The organism is Erwinia sp. ErVv1, from assembly GCF_900068895.1.
GTDB lineage: Bacteria > Pseudomonadota > Gammaproteobacteria > Enterobacterales > Enterobacteriaceae > Erwinia.
In genome coordinates, this window is sequence record NZ_CDPK01000013.1 from 37683 (window position 1) to 55325 (window position 17643).

Below are 17643 nucleotides of genomic sequence, written 5' to 3' on the forward strand. Positions count from 1 at the left end.
GACAGAGTATGAATAACACGCTGGGCCACCAGTACGACAACTCGCTGGTGTCTAACGCCTTCGGGTTTATGCGTTTTCCGGTTAATTTTCAGCCCTGGGATAGCGATGCTGAATGGGTAATTACCGGTATTCCTTTCGATGCGGCGACCTCTGGCCGTCCCGGGAGCCGTTTAGGCCCGGGTGCCATCCGCCAGATCTCCACCAACCTGGCGTGGGAAGGGTGCCGCTGGCCGTGGAAGTTTGATCTGCGCCAGCATCTGAAGGTGATCGACTGTGGCGATCTGGTCTACGCGTTTGGTGATTCTCAGGATCTGAGTGACAAACTCCAGGCGCACGCGGAAAGATTGCTGGAAAGCGGCAAGCGCATGCTGACCTTTGGTGGCGATCACTATGTGACGCTGCCGCTGCTGCGCGCCCATGCTAAGCATTTTGGTAAGATGGCGCTGGTGCATTTCGATGCGCACACCGATACCTACTCTAACGGCCCGACGTTCGATCACGGCACGATGTTCCATCACGCGCCGAAAGAGGGGCTTATCGACCCTGCGCGTTCGGTACAGATTGGTATTCGCACCGAATTTGATGACGCTCTCGGCTTCAACGTGCTGGATGCCGCGCAGGTTAATGAGCGCAGCGTGGACGATATCATCGCCCAGGTGAAGCAGATTGTGGGCGACATGCCGGTCTATCTGACCTTCGATATCGACTGTCTGGATCCTGCCCATGCACCCGGTACCGGCACGCCGGTGATCGGTGGGCTGACGACCGATAAGGCCACTAAGCTGGTGCGCGGCCTGCAGGGGCTGAACATTGTCGGGATGGATCTGGTCGAGGTAGCGCCGGGCTACGATCAGTCCGATCTGACCTCGCTGGCCGCCGCCACGCTGGCGCTGGATATGCTGCACGTTCAGGCCGTCAACAAAGGCGTCTGACCGTCAGAGTGCTAAAAAAGGGCCTGGCGCATGACTGCGTCAGGCCCTTTTTTTCGTTCAGCGTTTATTTACCGGACGCGATGCGTTCCTTAATATGCTGCGCACGGGCTGCTGAGGCCGGGTGGGAGTCAAACATTGTGCTCTGATGACTGCCCTCCAGCGTCGCCAGCTTGTCGAAGCTGGTGACCAGCCCCTGCGGGTCGATACCGCGCTTCTTCAGCAGGTCATAAGAGTAGTCATCCGCCTGTGACTCCTGCGTTTGTGAAAACTGTGCATTGACCAGTTTTTCCCCCAGATCGCCTAGCTGAGATTGCGACAGCGAGCCAGCAATGCCGCCCGCGGCACCCGCCGCCGTCCGTGCTGCGGTGGTGCTCCAGGCAACCTGCATAGCTTTACGGGTGTGCCCTAAAGCAACGTGGCCCATCTCATGCCCCAGCACGCCTTCGACTTCGTTATCGGTCATCAAATCCATCAGTCCGCTGTAAACGCGAATGCAGCCATTAGCCATGGCCCAGGCGTTAACGTCCTTCGTGATATAGACCTTATAGTCTGCTGGCGTGCCGTTGATATTATCGCCCAGCGCCGCCGCGATTTTATTCAGCCGCTGCGTATAAGGGCTATCCGCTGGCGCAATCTGCGCCTCTTTATCCATCTGTTCACAGGACTTAACGCTGAGGGCTTTCACCTGGTCATTAGTCAGGGTCGCAGCCTGAAATGCCTGTGCACCGGACTGCATCAGGGCGTTGCTGTCGATATTGGCACAGCCGGAAAGTGCATTGGCGACGGCAAATGCCACCAGAGCAGAACGTAATTTCATTGGGTATATCCATTGCGTAACAAGAGATTAAGGGTAAAAACCTGCCATAAGGACAGGAAAGGAAAGCGAATCTGTCACAGGGCGTTATAAACGTGTTCCGCGCTAATGCATAGTTCACAGGATGAAAAATGCAAGGGAATACCGGTTATATTGCACGTTACGCCATGTACAGACGATGGGATCTTCATGTACATTGTGGGTCGACTTTTACAACTTTGCCTGATAACTCATTGAATAAAATAGGTTAAGGACGGCGAAGCGTTTAATCCGACCTGGAGTAGAACATGTCTTCTCGTAAAGAGCTTGCCAACGCCATTCGCGCATTGAGTATGGATGCAGTTCAGAAAGCCAATTCCGGCCACCCCGGTGCACCTATGGGCATGGCAGATATTGCCGAGGTTCTGTGGCGCGACTTTATGAACCACAACCCGACCAACCCGCAGTGGGCCGATCGCGACCGCTTCGTGCTGTCAAACGGTCACGGCTCCATGCTGATTTATAGCCTGCTGCACCTCACCGGGTACGATCTTCCGATTGATGAGTTGGCAAACTTCCGTCAGCTGCATTCTAAAACGCCGGGACATCCTGAGTTTGGCTACACGGCGGGCGTCGAAACCACCACCGGCCCACTGGGGCAGGGCGTGGCGAATGCGGTAGGTATGGCGATTGCTGAACGCACCCTCGCGGCGCAGTTTAACCGTCCGGGCCATGAGGTAGTGGACCATAACACCTGGGTGTTTATGGGCGATGGCTGCATGATGGAAGGCATCTCACACGAGGTCTGCTCACTGGCGGGTACGCTGAAGCTCGGCAAGCTGGTCGCGTTTTATGATGACAACGGCATCTCCATTGACGGTCATATTGATGGCTGGTTCACCGACGATACCGCGAAGCGCTTTGAAGCCTATGGCTGGCACGTCGTGCGCGGCGTGGATGGTCACGATGCGGATGCGATCAAAAAAGCCATCGAAGAAGCGAAAGCGGTCAGCGATAAGCCTTCACTGCTGATGTGCAAAACGGTAATTGGCTTTGGCTCACCGAATAAAGCCGGCACGCATGACTCACACGGCGCAGCGCTGGGTGATGCTGAAGTTGCACTGACCCGTAAACAGCTGGGTTGGGAACATGCGCCTTTTGTTATCCCAACTGAAATCTATGCGCACTGGGATGCCCGCGAAGCCGGTCAGGCTAAAGAGGCCTCCTGGAACGAGAAGTTTGCCGCCTATGCGAAGGCGCATCCTGAGCTGGCGGCCGAATTTAAACGCCGCATGAGTAACGAACTGCCGGACAACTGGCAGCGTGAATCGCAGGCCTTTATTGAGAAGCTTCAGGCTAACCCGGCAAAAATCGCCAGCCGTAAAGCTTCACAAAATACGCTGGAGGCATTCGGTAAACTGCTGCCGGAGTACCTGGGAGGATCTGCCGATCTGGCTCCCAGCAATCTGACGATGTGGTCGGGTTCTAAGCCCCTCAATGAAGATGCAGCCGGCAACTACATCCACTACGGCGTACGCGAGTTCGGCATGACCGCCATTGCGAACGGCATTACGCTGCACGGTGGTTTCCTGCCTTACACCGCCACCTTCCTGATGTTTGTAGAGTATGCGCGAAATGCGGCGCGTATGGCGGCGCTGATGAAGATCCGTCAGGTGCTGGTTTATACCCATGACTCTATCGGTCTGGGAGAAGATGGCCCGACGCATCAGCCTGTTGAGCAGATGGCCAGCCTGCGCGTCACGCCGAATATGAGCCTGTGGCGTCCCTGCGACCAGGTGGAATCTGCCGTCGCCTGGAAATATGCCATTGAGCGTCAGGATGGCCCTACCGCACTGATATTCTCCCGCCAGAATCTGGCGCAGCAGGATCGTAATGCAGAGCAGCTGGCTAACGTGGCGCGCGGTGCTTACGTGCTGAAAGAGTGTGAAGGCCAGCCCGAGCTGATTCTGATCGCTACCGGTTCCGAAGTGGAGCTGGCGGTGGGCGCATACGATCGGCTGACCGCCGAAGGGCGCAGGGTTCGCGTTGTCTCCATGCCGTCTACCGATGCGTTTGACAAGCAGGATGAGGCCTATCGTGAGTCCGTGCTGCCTAAAGCGGTTAGCGCGCGCGTGGCAATTGAAGCCGGTATCGCTGACTACTGGTTTAAATATACCGGTCTGAATGGCGCAATCGTGGGCATGACGACCTTCGGTGAGTCAGCGCCAGCCGATAAGCTTTTCGAGATGTTTGGTTTCACCGTTGACAACGTTGTCGCGAAAGCAAAAGCGCTGCTGTAGTCAACTGAGGTCGCCCGGTTACCGGGCGACCTCGCAGAGACTGAGCCGTCCAATTGTGCGGCAATCGCTCCGTATAGCGCCTGTGGGTAGTTACACCGCAGGCGCTTTATCGTTCAGTTTACCCTCCGTTGCCGTCTGCAATGGGGCCTCGCCCCCAGATTTTACTTTCCCCGTCTTGATGCTCTCTTTCTCCTGCGCCAGAGGTTTCGACGTGCCGTGGAAGCAGCCCTGCTGGCTGACGGAGAGTGACGCGCACTCAACGGTGCCTTCCATAAAGCCGCTGGCATTAATGACCAGCTCACGGCTAATACAGCGTCCGGTTAGCGACCCGCTAATCTCAATACGATTTGCCGCGATCTCGCCGTTAACCTTCGCTTTTGACAAAATGAATACCGTCTTTTCAGCGTAAATCTTGCCTTCAAAGGTGCCGTTTATCCTGATGTCACTGGCGGCGTGGATCTCCCCTGAAAGCGTACAGCCCTCATGAATGTAGGTAGCACCTGCATCGGGCGCCGTAACGGCCTCAGGCATCTCGTGGGCGTTTTCATGCGCTTTCGCGGTGTGTTCTGGCGTGGCTTTACGTTTAAACATTGTCATTCCTTTGGTGAAAGCGGCTTTTTCAGACAGGAAGTTAAGGGCTGCATAGAGGATAACTAATGCCCCGCTATAGTATTGCCAGCGTGACAACGGGATAACATGGTCGCCCCTGTAAATCAGCAGTTCGGACGCCCAGATTAACCAGATATACCAAAGTAGGTTGTAATTCATCATGCAGCTTGTCTGTACCAGCAGAAAAGTGTGGAGATAAGGAGGGGTATGACCAGACTATCGCCGGTTGCGGTGACGATATTTGACGCGTCCTTCCTGGATGCGAAAGCGGTACAGCCTCTTCCCTGATGTTTATCCCCCAGCCCGTTTGGCTAAGCCAAAATACGCGCTGGGGGATGACAGTCTACTTGAGGTCGTTGCAATCGCGTATTTATTCACGCACTTCATTTAGCGAATGTGATCTCTGTCAGAATTTCTGCGTCGTGATTGATCTAACTCATTCCAATTATTCTCCGCACTCTTTATTCTGGCTGAACCGTTTCAGTTGACGTTAACGTGGCTGTTTACCCACGTTCAGGGCGGGGTCAGGTGGTAATAATTTCTGTACAAACCTAACTGACTGGCTCAGGCTAACGGTCCGGTTTTGCACTGATTTCTGATGCGGGAGTGAGATGACAATTCGTATTGCCATAAACGGTTTTGGTCGCATTGGGCGCAACGTACTTCGTGCGCTCTATGAAACCGGTCGTCGTGCTGAAATGACCGTGGTGGCGATCAACGAGCTGGCCGACTCCGCAGGAATGGCCCATTTGCTGAAGTATGATACCAGCCATGGGCGCTTTGCCTGGGATGTGCGCCAGGAGCGCGATCTGCTGTGGGTGGGTGACGATACCCTCCGTATTTTGCACTGCGAGGAAATCGAAAATTTACCCTGGCAGGAGCTGAATGTTGACGTGGTGCTGGACTGTACCGGCGTATACGGCAGCCGGGCAGATGGCGAAGCGCATCTGAAAGCGGGGGCGAAAAAAGTGCTGTTTTCCCATCCGGGTGACCACGATCTGGATGCCACCGTCGTATACGGCGTCAACGAAAAAGCCCTGCGGCCCGAACACAGAATCGTCTCAAATGCCTCCTGTACCACCAACTGTATTATCCCAATAATCAAGCTGCTGGATGACGCATTCGGCATTGAGTGGGGGACCGTCACCACCATTCACTCAGCGATGCACGATCAGCAGGTTATCGACGCCTACCATACGGATTTGCGGCGCACCCGCGCGGCCAGCCAGTCTATCATCCCGGTTGATACGCGGCTGGCGGCGGGCATTACCCGAATTTTTCCGAAATTTAATGACCGCTTTGAAGCCATCGCCGTACGGGTGCCTACCATCAACGTCACGGCGATTGATTTAAGCGTCACCGTGCGTGATGCCGTCAGTGCGCTGGAGGTGAACACGCTGCTGCGAAATGCGTCAGAGGGGGCGTTTAGTGGTATAGTTGACTATACGGAATTACCGTTAGTTTCCATAGATTTTAACCACGATCCGCACAGTGCCATTGTAGACGGCACCCAGACCCGGGTGAGCGGTCAGCGCCTGATCAAAACGCTGGTCTGGTGCGATAACGAATGGGGCTTCGCTAACCGAATGCTCGACACGACGTTAGCGATGGTCGCAAGCGGTTTCAGCCAGGGCGCTCTGCGCCTGTAAAAACTTAGAGAATCAACGAGAGGATTCACCATGTCTGTAATCAAGATGAGCGATCTGGATCTTGCTGGTAAGCGTGTATTAATTCGTTCTGACTTAAACGTGCCGGTAAAAGAGGGCAAAGTAACGTCTGATGCGCGTATTCGTGCCTCACTGCCAACTATCGAAGCAGCACTTAAGCAGGGCGCTAAAGTAATGGTCACCTCCCACCTTGGCCGCCCTGTCGAAGGTGAATATAACGAAGAGTTCTCCCTGCTGCCGGTGGTTAATTACCTGAAAGATAAGATTTCTTCTCCTGTTCGTCTGGCGAAAGATTACCTCGACGGCGTCGACATTGCTGAAGGTGAGCTGGTCGTGCTGGAAAACGTGCGCTTCAACAAGGGCGAGAAGAAAGACGACGAAGCGCTGGCTAAGAAATACGCAGCCCTTTGCGACGTGTATGTTATGGACGCCTTTGGTACGGCGCACCGTGCGCAAGCCTCTACCCACGGCGTTGGCAAGTTCGCCCCCGTGGCCTGTGCAGGCCCGCTGCTGGCTAACGAACTGGACGCGCTGGGCAAAGCTCTGCTGCATCCGGCCCGCCCAATGGTTGCCGTGGTCGGTGGTTCTAAAGTCTCCACTAAATTCGATGTACTGAACTCCCTGGTGAAAATTGCCGACACGGTCATTGTAGGCGGCGGTATTGCCAACACTTTCGTCGCGATTGATAACAACGTGGGTAAATCGCTTTACGAGCCAGACTTTGTGGACGCGGCCAAAAAACTGCGTGACGAGTTTAAAATCCCGGTCCCAACTGACTCCCGCGTCGGCACGGAATTCTCTGAAACTGCGCCTTCGACCGTGAAGAAAGTAAGCGAAGTGCAGGACGATGAAGAGATCATGGACTTCGGTGACGAAACTGCCGAAGCCATGGCTAAACTATTGAAAGAGGCCAAAACTATTCTGTGGAACGGCCCGGTTGGCGTCTTTGAGTTCCCTAACTTCCGTAAAGGTACGGAAATCGTTGCCCGTGCAATCGCAGAAAGCGATGCATTCTCTATCGCGGGTGGCGGTGATACGCTGGCGGCCATCGATCTCTTTGGCATCGAAGATAAAATCTCCTATATCTCTACCGGTGGCGGTGCTTTCCTTGAGTTCGTGGAAGGTAAAAAACTGCCGGCGGTTGCCATGCTTGAAGAGCGTGCGAAACAGTAACCTCTGGGGCGGGGGCTTGCCTCCCGCCAGAATGATTTGCCTGCCTGGCAGGTTCATTATCTTTTCATACGACCGACGAAACAGGACACAAGAACATGTCTAAAATTTTTGATTTCGTAAAACCAGGCGTTGTCACCGGTGACGACGTACAGAAAATTTTCAAAGTGGCGAAAGAAAACAAATTCGCTCTCCCGGCAGTAAACTGCGTAGGCACTGACTCCATCAACGCCGTGCTGGAAACCGCTGCAAAAGTAAAAGCACCGGTCATTATTCAGTTCTCTAACGGCGGCGCCGCATTTATTGCGGGTAAAGGACTCAAGTCCGATAAGCCACAGGCGGCGGCTATCCTGGGCGCTATCTCCGGCGCGCATCACGTTCACCAGATGGCTGAACACTACGGTGTGCCGGTTATTCTGCATACTGACCACTGCGCCAAGAAACTGCTGCCGTGGATCGATGGTCTGCTGGACGCGGGCGAAGCGCACTTTGAAAAAACCGGTAAGCCACTGTTCTCTTCCCACATGATTGATCTGTCAGAAGAGTCTCTGGAAGAAAACATTGAAATCTGTAGCGGTTACCTGAAGCGTATGTCCAAACTGAACATGACGCTGGAAATCGAACTGGGCTGTACCGGCGGTGAAGAAGATGGCGTAGATAACAGCCATATGGACGCATCAGCACTTTACACTCAGCCAGAAGACGTTGATTACGCTTACGAAAAACTTAACGCTATCAGCCCGCGTTTCACCATCGCGGCTTCATTTGGTAACGTTCACGGCGTCTACAAGCCGGGTAATGTGAAGCTGACTCCACCTATCCTGCGTGATTCTCAGGACTATGTGAGCAAAAAACATAACCTGCCGCACAACTCTCTGGATTTTGTTTTCCACGGTGGATCCGGTTCTTCTGCCGCAGAGATTCAGGAGTCTATCGGCTACGGCGTGATCAAAATGAATATTGATACCGATACGCAGTGGGCAAACTGGGACGGTATCCTGCAGTATTACAAAAAGAACGAAGGTTACCTGCAGGCGCAGCTGGGTAATCCTGAAGGCGCAGATAAGCCGAACAAAAAGTACTACGATCCGCGCGTATGGCTGCGTGCCGCACAGTCTTCAATGATTGTGCGTCTGGAGCAGGCCTTTAAAGAACTGAACGCGGTAGACGTACTGTAAGTTATAAGCTGACTGTAACTGGTCGCTCAAACGTAGCGGAGGATCTCTCACGAGGTCCTCCGTTTTTTTTGGCGGATTTTTAATCCGGAAACTGCCGCGCCGGGGGAATCAAGCTGCTCTATCACGACTTATTTGGCATCTGACGACTTTTTTGATTACCCTTAATCTCTGGAATGTCAGTGACAACTGGCTGTGGATGGCGGCTAAAGCCGCTGCGAACAACAACGGGATAGTCGAATGGAAGATCTGAATGTAGTCGATGGTATCAATCATGCCGGAGGATGGCTGGTACGAAACCAGGCGCTGCTGCTAAGCTATGCGGTCAATATTGTCGCCGCTCTTGCGATTATCTTTATCGGGATGATCGTTGCCCGCGTCATCTCCAGAACCCTGAACAAAGTTCTGCGCGCCCGACATATTGATGCCACCGTAGCAGACTTTCTCTCCGCACTGATACGTTACGCCATTATTGCCTTTACGCTGATTGCGGCGCTGGGAAGGGTCGGCGTACAAACCGCTTCGGTCATTGCCGTGCTGGGTGCCGCAGGTCTGGCCGTCGGTCTGGCGCTTCAGGGCTCGCTGTCAAACCTGGCGGCTGGCGTGCTGCTGGTAACCTTCCGTCCGTTCCGCACCGGCGAATTTATTGATATCGGCGTGATGGGTACGGTACAGAGCGTACAGATTTTCTCCACCACGCTGAAAACAAGTGATGGTAAAGTTGTCGTGGTGCCAAACGGTAAAATTATTGCCGGTAATATCGTTAACTACTCCCGTGAACCCAACCGCCGCAACGAATTTATCATCGGGGTAGCCTATGACGCGGACGTGGATAAAGTCATTGCGCTGCTGCGTGAGGTGGTTGATGCCGACAGCCGCGTGCTGCAGGATATGGGCGTGCAGATTGGTCTCAACGAACTGGCTGCTTCCTCGCTTAACTTCGTGGTGCGCTGCTGGAGCAGTGCAGGTGACCTGCAGAACGTCTACTGGGATCTGATGAAGAACTTTAAGCGTACGCTGGATGCGAACGGCATTGGTATTCCTTATCCGCAGATGGATGTTCACCTGCATCAGGCTAACGCGCCTGAGGCTGAGCCCTCTGCGCCAGTCAGCAGCCCTTCCGGGGCCTGATAAGCGGTCAATACGAAGGCGGAAATCTGAATGACGGCCCTGCCGTTGTCCAGCACATTCCGCCTTTACTTTCCCTCTTGTTATTAGCCTGACTAATAAACAATTAGAATTTTAAATTTCAACGACTCACTCCGGATGGATACACTCGCCTCACTTTGTACCTTTGAGGTATTACGGATGATCGCTGCCTTCTTTCAGGGTATGGTGCTCGGCGCTCCCTTGATCCTGCCGCTGGGGCCACAAAACGCCTTTGTATTACAACAGGGCGTACGTCGCCACTATCCATTGATGGTGGCCGGGCTTTGTACGCTCAGCGATATTATTCTTATCTGTGGTGGCGTATTTGGCGGTAGCGCGCTCCTGTCACAATCCACTCTGCTGCTCAGCCTGGTCACGTGGGGCGGCGTACTTTTCCTGCTGTGGTATGGCTGGGGCGCACTACGCAGCGCCCTGAGTGGGGCCATGGACTCTGTCCAGGCTATGCCTGCAAAGCAGGGGCGCTGGCGCATCATCAGTACGATGATTGCCGTCACCTGGCTAAATCCGCATGTCTATATCGACACCTTTGTGATGTTAGGCAGCCTGGGAGGTCAGCTGGCGCCCGCTGCGCGCAGCTGGTTTGTCCTGGGAGCGGTCACGGCCTCAACCGTCTGGTTTTTTGGGCTGGCGCTACTGGCAAGCTGGCTCTCACCACGGCTAAGTACGCCTGGAGCGCAGCGCATCATTAACCTTCTTGTGGGTCTGGTGATGTGGATTATTGCCCTCAAGCTGGCACAGCAGGCATTAGGGGGCGGATAACAAGGCCTTATCGCCTGAGCCTTCAGTTCCTGGCCTTCTCCCCGACCTTGAACTAACGGCTGGAATTGACGTCAAAGTCTGGTTCGACAAAAGCAGCTAAAATAAGGCTGTTGCATGTTAACCGCATAATTACCTTAGCCTGCCGGTTATCGGCAGGCTGACTGAATAGCCCCCACGGAGGAACCTGGTGAAGCTTACTAAATTGGCGCTGGCCGCCATTATTGGATTAGGTACTATTCCCCTTACTGCGCTGGCAGATGAATTGCCAAACGGCCCGCACGTCGTGACCTCTGGCCAGTCCAGCATTGACGCCACCCCCGATATTGCCACGCTGGCCATCGAAGTGAACGTTTCGTCAAAAGACGCAGCAGACGCTAAAAAACAGGCTGACGAACGTGTTGCGCAATATTTTGATTTCCTGCAGAAAAAAGGCATTGATAAGAAGGACATCAACGCGGCTAACCTGCGTACCCAGCCAGAGTATGATTATCTGAAAGACGGTAAATCGGTACTGAAAGGGTATCGCGCCGTACGTCAGGTGCAGGTCACGCTGCGTCAGCTGGATAAACTTAATGCACTGCTTGACGGTGCCCTTAAAGCGGGCCTGACGGAGATTCGATCCGTAGACCTGGGCGTGGCAAATCCGGAGACCTATCGTGATAAGGCGCGTCAGGCGGCCATTGAAAATGCCACGCAGCAGGCTGGCGCGCTGGCTCAGGGCTTTAACGCTAAGCTGGGGCCGGTTTACAGCATTCGTTATCACGTTGCCAACTATCAGCCCATGCCGATGGCCCGCATGTTTAAAGCAGCCAGTGCGGCACCCATGACTTCGGCGGAGCAGACCTACGAACAGCAGACGATTCACTTTGACGATCAGGTTGACGTGGTGTTTGAGCTGCAGCGGACCCCCTGAACCCAGGGGAGAGCTCTACTCCACCGGTCGTTTCAGCCGCGCCGACGCGTCCCCTGTGGGGTCGCATTGGCGCGGCTTTTCGTTATTCGCTCTGACGCAATACCCGATGACCATGGGATATCAGCGCATCCGTTACCTTGCGCATCAGGCGGCTTTCCGGGGCGAAACGGTGCCAGTAGAGCATCCGACGCTGAAACAGTCCGGGCGTCAGGTCAATCAGCTCCCCCTCGGCCAGCTCACGCTCTATTTGCAGATGAGGGATCATGCAGCAGGTGGTTCCCTGACGGGCAAGCTGAACAAAGGCCTCTGAAGAGTTCACGATGTGGCAGGGGACGCTACCGGGTGACAGATCAAAGTTTTGCTGTAAAAAAGCCTGATGCATATCGTCCAGATGATCAAACGCCACGGCTGGGGCTTTCAGCAGGGCGGAACGCGTCACGCCGTTAGGGAAATAACGGGCAGCGAAGTCTTTAGAACCCACGAACAGATAATCGAGCGCGCCAAGCTGGTCAATCAGGCAGCTGGGCAGGGGCTGCGGCTGAATACTGACCGCGCCGACCACCTCACCACGACGCAGCCTTTCCTGAGTGCGGCTCTCATCTTCCACCTGTAGATTCAGGCGAACCGGAGAGTCGGTTAATACCGTTTTTAACGCAGGTAAAAGCCAGGTTGCAAGACTGTCGGCGTTGACCGCCAGCGACAGCAGAAGCGGGGTGGTACCGCCGTTTTCATCACCCAGCCACTCCTCTTCCAGCAGCTCAACCTGATGAAGCAGCGCCAGCAGCTTCTGTCCCTGTTCGGTGGGTCGCGGCGGCACGGTACGCACCAGCAGCGGCTGACCAAACATGTTTTCCAGCTGCTTGATACGCTGGGAAACGGCGGACTGGGTAATACAAAGTTTCTGTGCTGCACGCTCAAAACCGCGCTCGCGAATGACTGCATCCAGCGCCTGAAGCGTACGATAATCCGGGCGTTTCATTGTTCGTTTGATCTCTTTCAGGAGAGGAATCAGCACTATGCCACATTTTTTCTCGCTTTCCCTGCGCAATAACGTGCTTAACCCTCCGCTTGTTTGTGGGCTGTCTTCCAGACTGACAACAAATGCGCTGTTTTCTGCAAGGGTTGTTTTATACTACGCGCACACAGTATCAGTACGGATTCTAAACATATTATGACGCAGGATGAACTGAAAAAGGCGGTCGGCTGGGCCGCACTGAAATACGTACAGCCGGGAACGATTGTTGGCGTAGGTACGGGGTCTACCGCCGCTCATTTTATCGATGCGCTGGGGTCTGTCAGGCACCAGATTGAAGGAGCCGTATCCAGCTCCGATGCCTCTACCGCGTTATTAAAGGCGCTGGGAATACCGGTTTTCGATCTGAACGAGGTTGACTCCCTGTCGGTTTATGTCGACGGCGCTGATGAAATTAATGCCTCCCTTCAGATGATCAAAGGCGGCGGTGCTGCGCTTACGCGTGAAAAAATTATTGCCGCCGTGGCCGAAAAATTCATCTGCATCGCTGACAGTTCCAAACAGGTGGACGTATTGGGTCATTTTCCACTGCCGGTTGAGGTCATCCCGATGGCGCGTAGCTATGTGGCGCGTGAACTGGTCAAGCTGGGTGGGCTGCCGGAATACCGTCAGCATGTCCTGACTGATAACGGTAACGATATTCTCGACGTGCATAATCTTCAGATTATGGATGCCGTCGCGCTGGAAAAGGCGATAAATGCACTGCCTGGCGTGGTCACTGTCGGGCTGTTTGCGGCGCGCGGTGCCGATATTGCCTTAATCGGTACGCCAGAGGGCGTTAAAGTCCTTCAGTGAGGATCTGACCTGCGCCTCAGGGCGCGGGATAATTTTAGTTAAAAAACATCTTTTCTTTCAGGCCTGAAAATATAGTGACTTATGTCACATAAACCCCGCAGATCGGCCGATCGCACTGGCGAGAGGCTTTACACCGTGATTATCTGCCAGTTTGCCCCCTGATGCGTCGCTGCCATGCTGTCTGCCGGGCAATCGTTTGTATTGCCGCAGGCGTAGATTTTGATACTTTGACAGAAGGCTGCCTTATATCTGAAAAATATTGCGAGGTCAGCTCCTTCTGAAGTCTGATAAATAGGGTCGGGAAATGTCAAAAGTATCACTGGAGAAAGATAAGATTAAGTTCCTGCTGGTGGAAGGCGTACACCAGAGCGCGATCGATAATCTGCGCGCGTCAGGCTATACCAACATCGAATTTCATAAAGGCGCGCTGGACAGTGAGTCGCTGAAAGCCTCCGTTCGTGATGCGCACTTTATCGGTATCCGCTCACGCACGCATCTTAGCGAAGAGATCTTCGCAGCGGCTGAAAAGCTGGTAGCGGTGGGCTGTTTCTGCATTGGAACCAATCAGGTTGACCTTAATGCAGCCGCGAAGCGCGGGATCCCGGTTTTTAACGCGCCTTTCTCCAATACCCGATCCGTTGCTGAACTGGTAATCGGTGAACTGCTGTTGATGCTTCGTGGCGTACCGATGGCCAATGCCAAAGCCCACCGGGGCGTATGGAATAAGCTGGCGGCGGGTTCCTATGAGGCGCGCGGCAAGAAGCTGGGTATCATTGGCTACGGTCATATTGGCATGCAGCTGGGTGTGCTGGCGGAAAGCCTGGGGATGCACGTCTATTTCTACGACATTGAGAACAAGCTGCCGTTGGGTAATGCCACGCAGGTGCGCTACCTGTCCGAGCTGCTGAATATGAGCGACGTGGTCAGCCTGCACGTACCGGAAACGGCGTCGACGCAGAATATGATGGGGCCAGAGGAGCTGGCGATGATGAAGCCGGGCTCGCTGCTGATCAATGCCTCTCGCGGGACGGTGGTAGATATTCCTGCGCTGTGTAAGGTGCTGGCCGACAAACATCTGGCCGGTGCGGCGATTGACGTTTTCCCGGAAGAACCTGCGACCAACAGCGATCCATTCAATTCACCGCTTTGCGAATTTGATAATGTGATCCTGACGCCGCATATTGGTGGTTCAACGCAGGAAGCGCAGGAAAATATCGGCGTCGAAGTCGCGGGCAAGCTGGCGAAATACTCTGACAACGGCTCAACGCTCTCAGCGGTTAACTTCCCGGAAGTCTCGCTGCCGATGCACGGTGAGCAGAGTCGTTTACTGCATATTCACGAAAATCGCCCGGGTATCTTAACGGCACTTAACAACATTTTTGCCGGGCAGGGCATCAACATTGCCGCACAGTATCTGCAAACCACACCGCAGATGGGCTATGTGGTGATTGATATCGACGCATCACATGACGTTGCGAATACTGCCCTTCAGCTAATGAAGGCGATTCCAGGCACTATCCGTGCCCGTCTGCTTTACTGATAATTGACTTGTTCGCCCGCCTTAATACGGCAGTGCGGTGCATTTAACCAAGTTTCCAGGCCGGGATGCCGTCTTCGGGCGGGCATCCTTGCCCGCCGCTCCCTGAGCGCAGTATCCTTATCTCAGCTGCTTTTAGTAAAACCGTTTTCGTATTTACGAAGTTCTTATTTTTTTGAAATTTAAATGATTATCGAATTTAAATATGTCGACTCGCCTTAAAATGTGCTGACCCCGGGTTCCTGTATTTACCTGATGCACTCAAAGCGTCGCATTACCACTGCCAAACCTTAGAGGGCGTAATGATTACCGGCAGCGGCACGTCCCAGCCTGCTCCAGGTAGCGCCTCCACCTGCTGACAATCGTGAGCCAGGCCTATCGGTAACAGCCCATGCTGCGGCCAGTTCTGCAGCGTCCGGTCGTAAAAACCGCCACCCATACCCAGCCGCTGTCCCTGGGCATCAAACGCCACCAGAGGCACCATCAGCACATCCAGATCCCTGAGCGTTGCCAGATTACGAATATCCAGCGGCGGCTCGGGAATACCCAGGCGATTAGGTGTGAGCGGCGTGCTGGCATCGTAGCGAATAAACAGCAGCTGGCCTGTGGAAAACGGATGCAGAACCGGGAGATACACCTGTTTACCGCGCTGCCTCAGTTCGGCTATCAGCGGTTGTGTGTTGAGTTCACCGTCAAAAGAGAGGAAAAGTGCGACCTTATGGGCCTGCTGTACCGGCGCAAAATTCATTGCGAGGATAGCTGCCTGATTAGCTGCATTGAGCTGCTGCTCTGTCGTCAGGTTACGCCGAAGGTGTCGAACGCGCGTGCGGATCTCCTGGCGAGTGGGAAGGCTTATATTCATAAACATCACCCTGGCTGAGTGGCGGATCCGAAAGCGGATTATGTTCGGGCCGATCGCAGCTATGACTCAGAATCATTAGCGCGGTATACAACCTAATCCATCAGAATTCTGCCACAGGAACAACGAAACTTCGACCCCGATCGGGCAAACCGTCATTTCATTACAGCCCTGTTCGATCGTCTGTCCGCCCTTCAGGTGATTGCTGGACAGGGCGGTAGCCACTGTGGTCGTCGAGCGTATTCGTTTCTCTACCGACTATCCTTATCTATTTCGACCCGGTAATGATGCGAGGCTATTCCTGAATCAATGCAGTCTGGATGAAAGCAGCAAAGCGGCTTTTGCTTACGGTAACGGGATGCAGCTTATCGGCGGCGCGGCTTATGAGTAGCTTATGTGTGGGACAGGTGTGTGGAACAGGTGTGTGGAACAGGCACGGCTGAGTGTCGGATGAGGGACGGGGTTTTAGCTTTTTCGCGGCAGATGCCTTAGAGGAAAAGGCGTTCAGTAGCCAGGGGATGAAAACAGAACCCGTTCAGATGCTAAGCGGGATAAAAATGGGGTATCTCCGAGATGCCGCCGCGGGCTGTAACCCTTGAACCCTTGGTTCAAGGTGAGTATGCCGTCGCAACCATCAGGCTTCTCGGACGGACCGAGCTTGCACACAGGTTACAGAGCGTCACACTCTGTTGGTATTAAATATCGGCTCAGGGGACGGGCCCGCTTGCAAACATCTCAGAGAATTTTTTACTTCACCGTCACTGTATCACAGTAAACGATGAGGTGTTATTCGAACTTTGGACCGCTACGTTCTGTAATACGACCCTGCTCAAGCAGTGCCTGTTCAATAGTCTGCTGCAACATACGGATACGCTGCTCCATGTTGCTGGCATAGTCGCGGGTTTTTCCCTTTTCCTGCGCCAGCTCATGACAAATATTCAACGCGGCAATAAAAACCAGCTGCTCGGTATTTGTGACTCTAGTGCGAACTTTTAAATCTTGCAACCGCTGATTGAGGTCTTCGGCAGCCAGATTCAGCGCATCTTGCTGTTCAGGCGGACAATTTACTCGTAAAGAACGGCCAAAAATTTGTAAATCTACGGGTTGTGCAGACATGCCACCATCCTGAATGATTACTGCGCCGCCAATCTCTATACCACTCAATGGGTTGAGAGGGGCGCCACTATAACTACCCCTAACAGAAGAAACAACCCCTTTCTGGAATCGTTGAGGCACCTGGTGGTAGCATACCACGAACTCATCCAGCCAACGACGATCAAAACGTATGCCACTAACAAACACAATGCCGGGCTATGACCAGCTGGCCTCAGTACTGACGCAGCAGGGCGTGGGAATGACGCCTGCTGAAATGCACGGTCTGATCAGCGGAATGATCTGCGGCGGTAACAATGACACCAGCTGGAAAGCGCTGGTTCATGACCTGACCAATGAAGGAATGGCTTTCTCTCAGTCGCTTGCTCTGCCGCTTCAGCAGCTGCACCAGGGGATTGTTGACGCACTGGAGGAGGAGGGCTTCCTGTTTCAGCTTTACCTGCCGGAGGACGATGACATCACCGTCTTTGACCGCGCCGATGCGCTGGCCGGCTGGGTCAATCATTTCCTGCTGGGGCTGGGCGTTTCTCAGCCAAAGCTGGATAAAGTCACCGGAGAAACGGGCGAGGCGATTGACGACCTGCGCACTATCGCGCAACTGGGCTACGATGAAGACGAAGATCAGGAAGAGCTTGAGCAGTCGCTGGAGGAGGTGATCGAATACGTTCGCGTTGCCGCGCTGCTCTGCCATGATACCTTTACTCATGTGCTCCCGACCGCAGTGGAAGTGAAAAAACCGACTCTGCACTAAAGGGTAACTCCAGTGAATGCAGAGTGCAGGCGGGTTACGCAACAACGTGCAGCGGTATGACGCGCAA

General features: G+C 54.1%; 16 protein-coding genes and 1 other RNA gene. 11 read left to right on the forward strand and 6 right to left on the reverse strand.

Annotated features, from left to right (window positions below):
- Nucleotides 1–8 precede the first annotated feature (8 nt).
- A complete protein-coding gene (speB, locus tag A1830_RS16570; RefSeq protein WP_067708849.1) occupies nt 9–932 on the forward strand; it encodes an agmatinase in 924 nt (307 codons plus the stop codon).
- Nucleotides 933–996: 64 nt separating this feature from the next.
- Here the strand turns inward: speB and A1830_RS16575 are convergent, their stop codons facing one another.
- Nucleotides 997–1749 (reverse strand): metalloprotease LoiP, encoded by a 753-nt coding sequence (locus tag A1830_RS16575; protein WP_067708850.1) that lies wholly within the window; start codon nt 1747–1749, stop codon nt 997–999.
- 284 nt (nt 1750–2033) lie between these two features.
- On the opposite strand from A1830_RS16575, the gene tkt reads away from it, so the two are divergent.
- Nucleotides 2034–4025: a transketolase gene (gene tkt / locus A1830_RS16580; protein ID WP_067708851.1), complete on the forward strand. Its 1992-nt coding sequence runs from the start codon at nt 2034–2036 to the stop codon at nt 4023–4025.
- A gap of 90 nt (nt 4026–4115) precedes the next feature.
- Here tkt and A1830_RS16585 read toward each other — a convergent pair whose 3' ends face one another.
- Nucleotides 4116–4616: a bactofilin family protein gene (locus A1830_RS16585; RefSeq protein WP_197473352.1), complete on the reverse strand. Its 501-nt coding sequence runs from the start codon at nt 4614–4616 to the stop codon at nt 4116–4118.
- A 629-nt stretch (nt 4617–5245) separates the two neighbouring features.
- On the opposite strand from A1830_RS16585, the gene epd reads away from it, so the two are divergent.
- The 6 genes from epd (at nt 5246) to A1830_RS16615 (ending at nt 11488) form a co-directional block, all read left to right on the forward strand.
- Nucleotides 5246–6283: an erythrose-4-phosphate dehydrogenase gene (epd, locus tag A1830_RS16590; protein WP_067708854.1), complete on the forward strand. Its 1038-nt coding sequence runs from the start codon at nt 5246–5248 to the stop codon at nt 6281–6283.
- Nucleotides 6284–6313: 30 nt separating this feature from the next.
- Nucleotides 6314–7474 (forward strand): phosphoglycerate kinase, encoded by a 1161-nt coding sequence (gene pgk / locus A1830_RS16595; RefSeq protein WP_067708856.1) that lies wholly within the window; start codon nt 6314–6316, stop codon nt 7472–7474.
- A gap of 95 nt (nt 7475–7569) precedes the next feature.
- On the forward strand, nt 7570–8649 hold the full coding sequence (gene fbaA / locus A1830_RS16600) for a class II fructose-bisphosphate aldolase (RefSeq protein ID WP_067708858.1): 1080 nt from the start codon (nt 7570–7572) through the stop codon (nt 8647–8649).
- A 237-nt stretch (nt 8650–8886) separates the two neighbouring features.
- On the forward strand, nt 8887–9777 hold the full coding sequence (mscS, locus tag A1830_RS16605) for a small-conductance mechanosensitive channel MscS (protein ID WP_067708860.1): 891 nt from the start codon (nt 8887–8889) through the stop codon (nt 9775–9777).
- Nucleotides 9778–9954: 177 nt separating this feature from the next.
- Nucleotides 9955–10575 carry an arginine exporter ArgO gene (gene argO / locus A1830_RS16610; RefSeq protein WP_067708863.1) on the forward strand — a complete coding sequence of 207 codons (621 nt, stop codon included), beginning with the start codon at nt 9955–9957 and terminating at the stop codon, nt 10573–10575.
- 187 nt (nt 10576–10762) lie between these two features.
- Nucleotides 10763–11488, forward strand: coding sequence for an oxidative stress defense protein (locus A1830_RS16615; RefSeq protein ID WP_067708865.1), 726 nt, complete (start codon nt 10763–10765; stop codon nt 11486–11488).
- Between the two features lie 82 nt (nt 11489–11570).
- Here A1830_RS16615 and A1830_RS16620 read toward each other — a convergent pair whose 3' ends face one another.
- Nucleotides 11571–12467: a LysR family transcriptional regulator ArgP gene (locus A1830_RS16620; protein WP_067708867.1), complete on the reverse strand. Its 897-nt coding sequence runs from the start codon at nt 12465–12467 to the stop codon at nt 11571–11573.
- A 192-nt stretch (nt 12468–12659) separates the two neighbouring features.
- Here A1830_RS16620 and rpiA point away from each other — a divergent pair, with 192 nt between their 5' ends.
- Nucleotides 12660–13316, forward strand: a complete 657-nt coding sequence (rpiA, locus tag A1830_RS16625; RefSeq protein ID WP_067708868.1) for a ribose-5-phosphate isomerase RpiA — start codon at nt 12660–12662, stop codon at nt 13314–13316.
- A 304-nt stretch (nt 13317–13620) separates the two neighbouring features.
- Nucleotides 13621–14856 carry a phosphoglycerate dehydrogenase gene (gene serA, locus A1830_RS16630; RefSeq protein WP_067708869.1) on the forward strand — a complete coding sequence of 412 codons (1236 nt, stop codon included), beginning with the start codon at nt 13621–13623 and terminating at the stop codon, nt 14854–14856.
- A 271-nt stretch (nt 14857–15127) separates the two neighbouring features.
- Here the strand turns inward: serA and A1830_RS16635 are convergent, their stop codons facing one another.
- The 3 genes from A1830_RS16635 to zapA all read right to left on the reverse strand — a co-directional run bounded on the left by A1830_RS16635 (nt 15128) and on the right by zapA (nt 16828).
- The gene (locus tag A1830_RS16635; protein ID WP_067708870.1) at nt 15128–15715 is read right to left on the reverse strand and encodes a 5-formyltetrahydrofolate cyclo-ligase; all 588 of its coding nucleotides are present in this window, start codon (nt 15713–15715) and stop codon (nt 15128–15130) included.
- A 558-nt stretch (nt 15716–16273) separates the two neighbouring features.
- Nucleotides 16274–16457, reverse strand: a non-coding RNA gene (gene ssrS, locus A1830_RS16640) — 6S RNA.
- A 41-nt stretch (nt 16458–16498) separates the two neighbouring features.
- Nucleotides 16499–16828 carry a cell division protein ZapA gene (gene zapA / locus A1830_RS16645; RefSeq protein ID WP_067708873.1) on the reverse strand — a complete coding sequence of 110 codons (330 nt, stop codon included), beginning with the start codon at nt 16826–16828 and terminating at the stop codon, nt 16499–16501.
- A gap of 169 nt (nt 16829–16997) precedes the next feature.
- On the opposite strand from zapA, the gene A1830_RS16650 reads away from it, so the two are divergent.
- Nucleotides 16998–17576 (forward strand): YecA/YgfB family protein, encoded by a 579-nt coding sequence (locus A1830_RS16650; RefSeq protein ID WP_067708875.1) that lies wholly within the window; start codon nt 16998–17000, stop codon nt 17574–17576.
- The last annotated feature ends 67 nt before the right edge of the window (nt 17577–17643 follow it).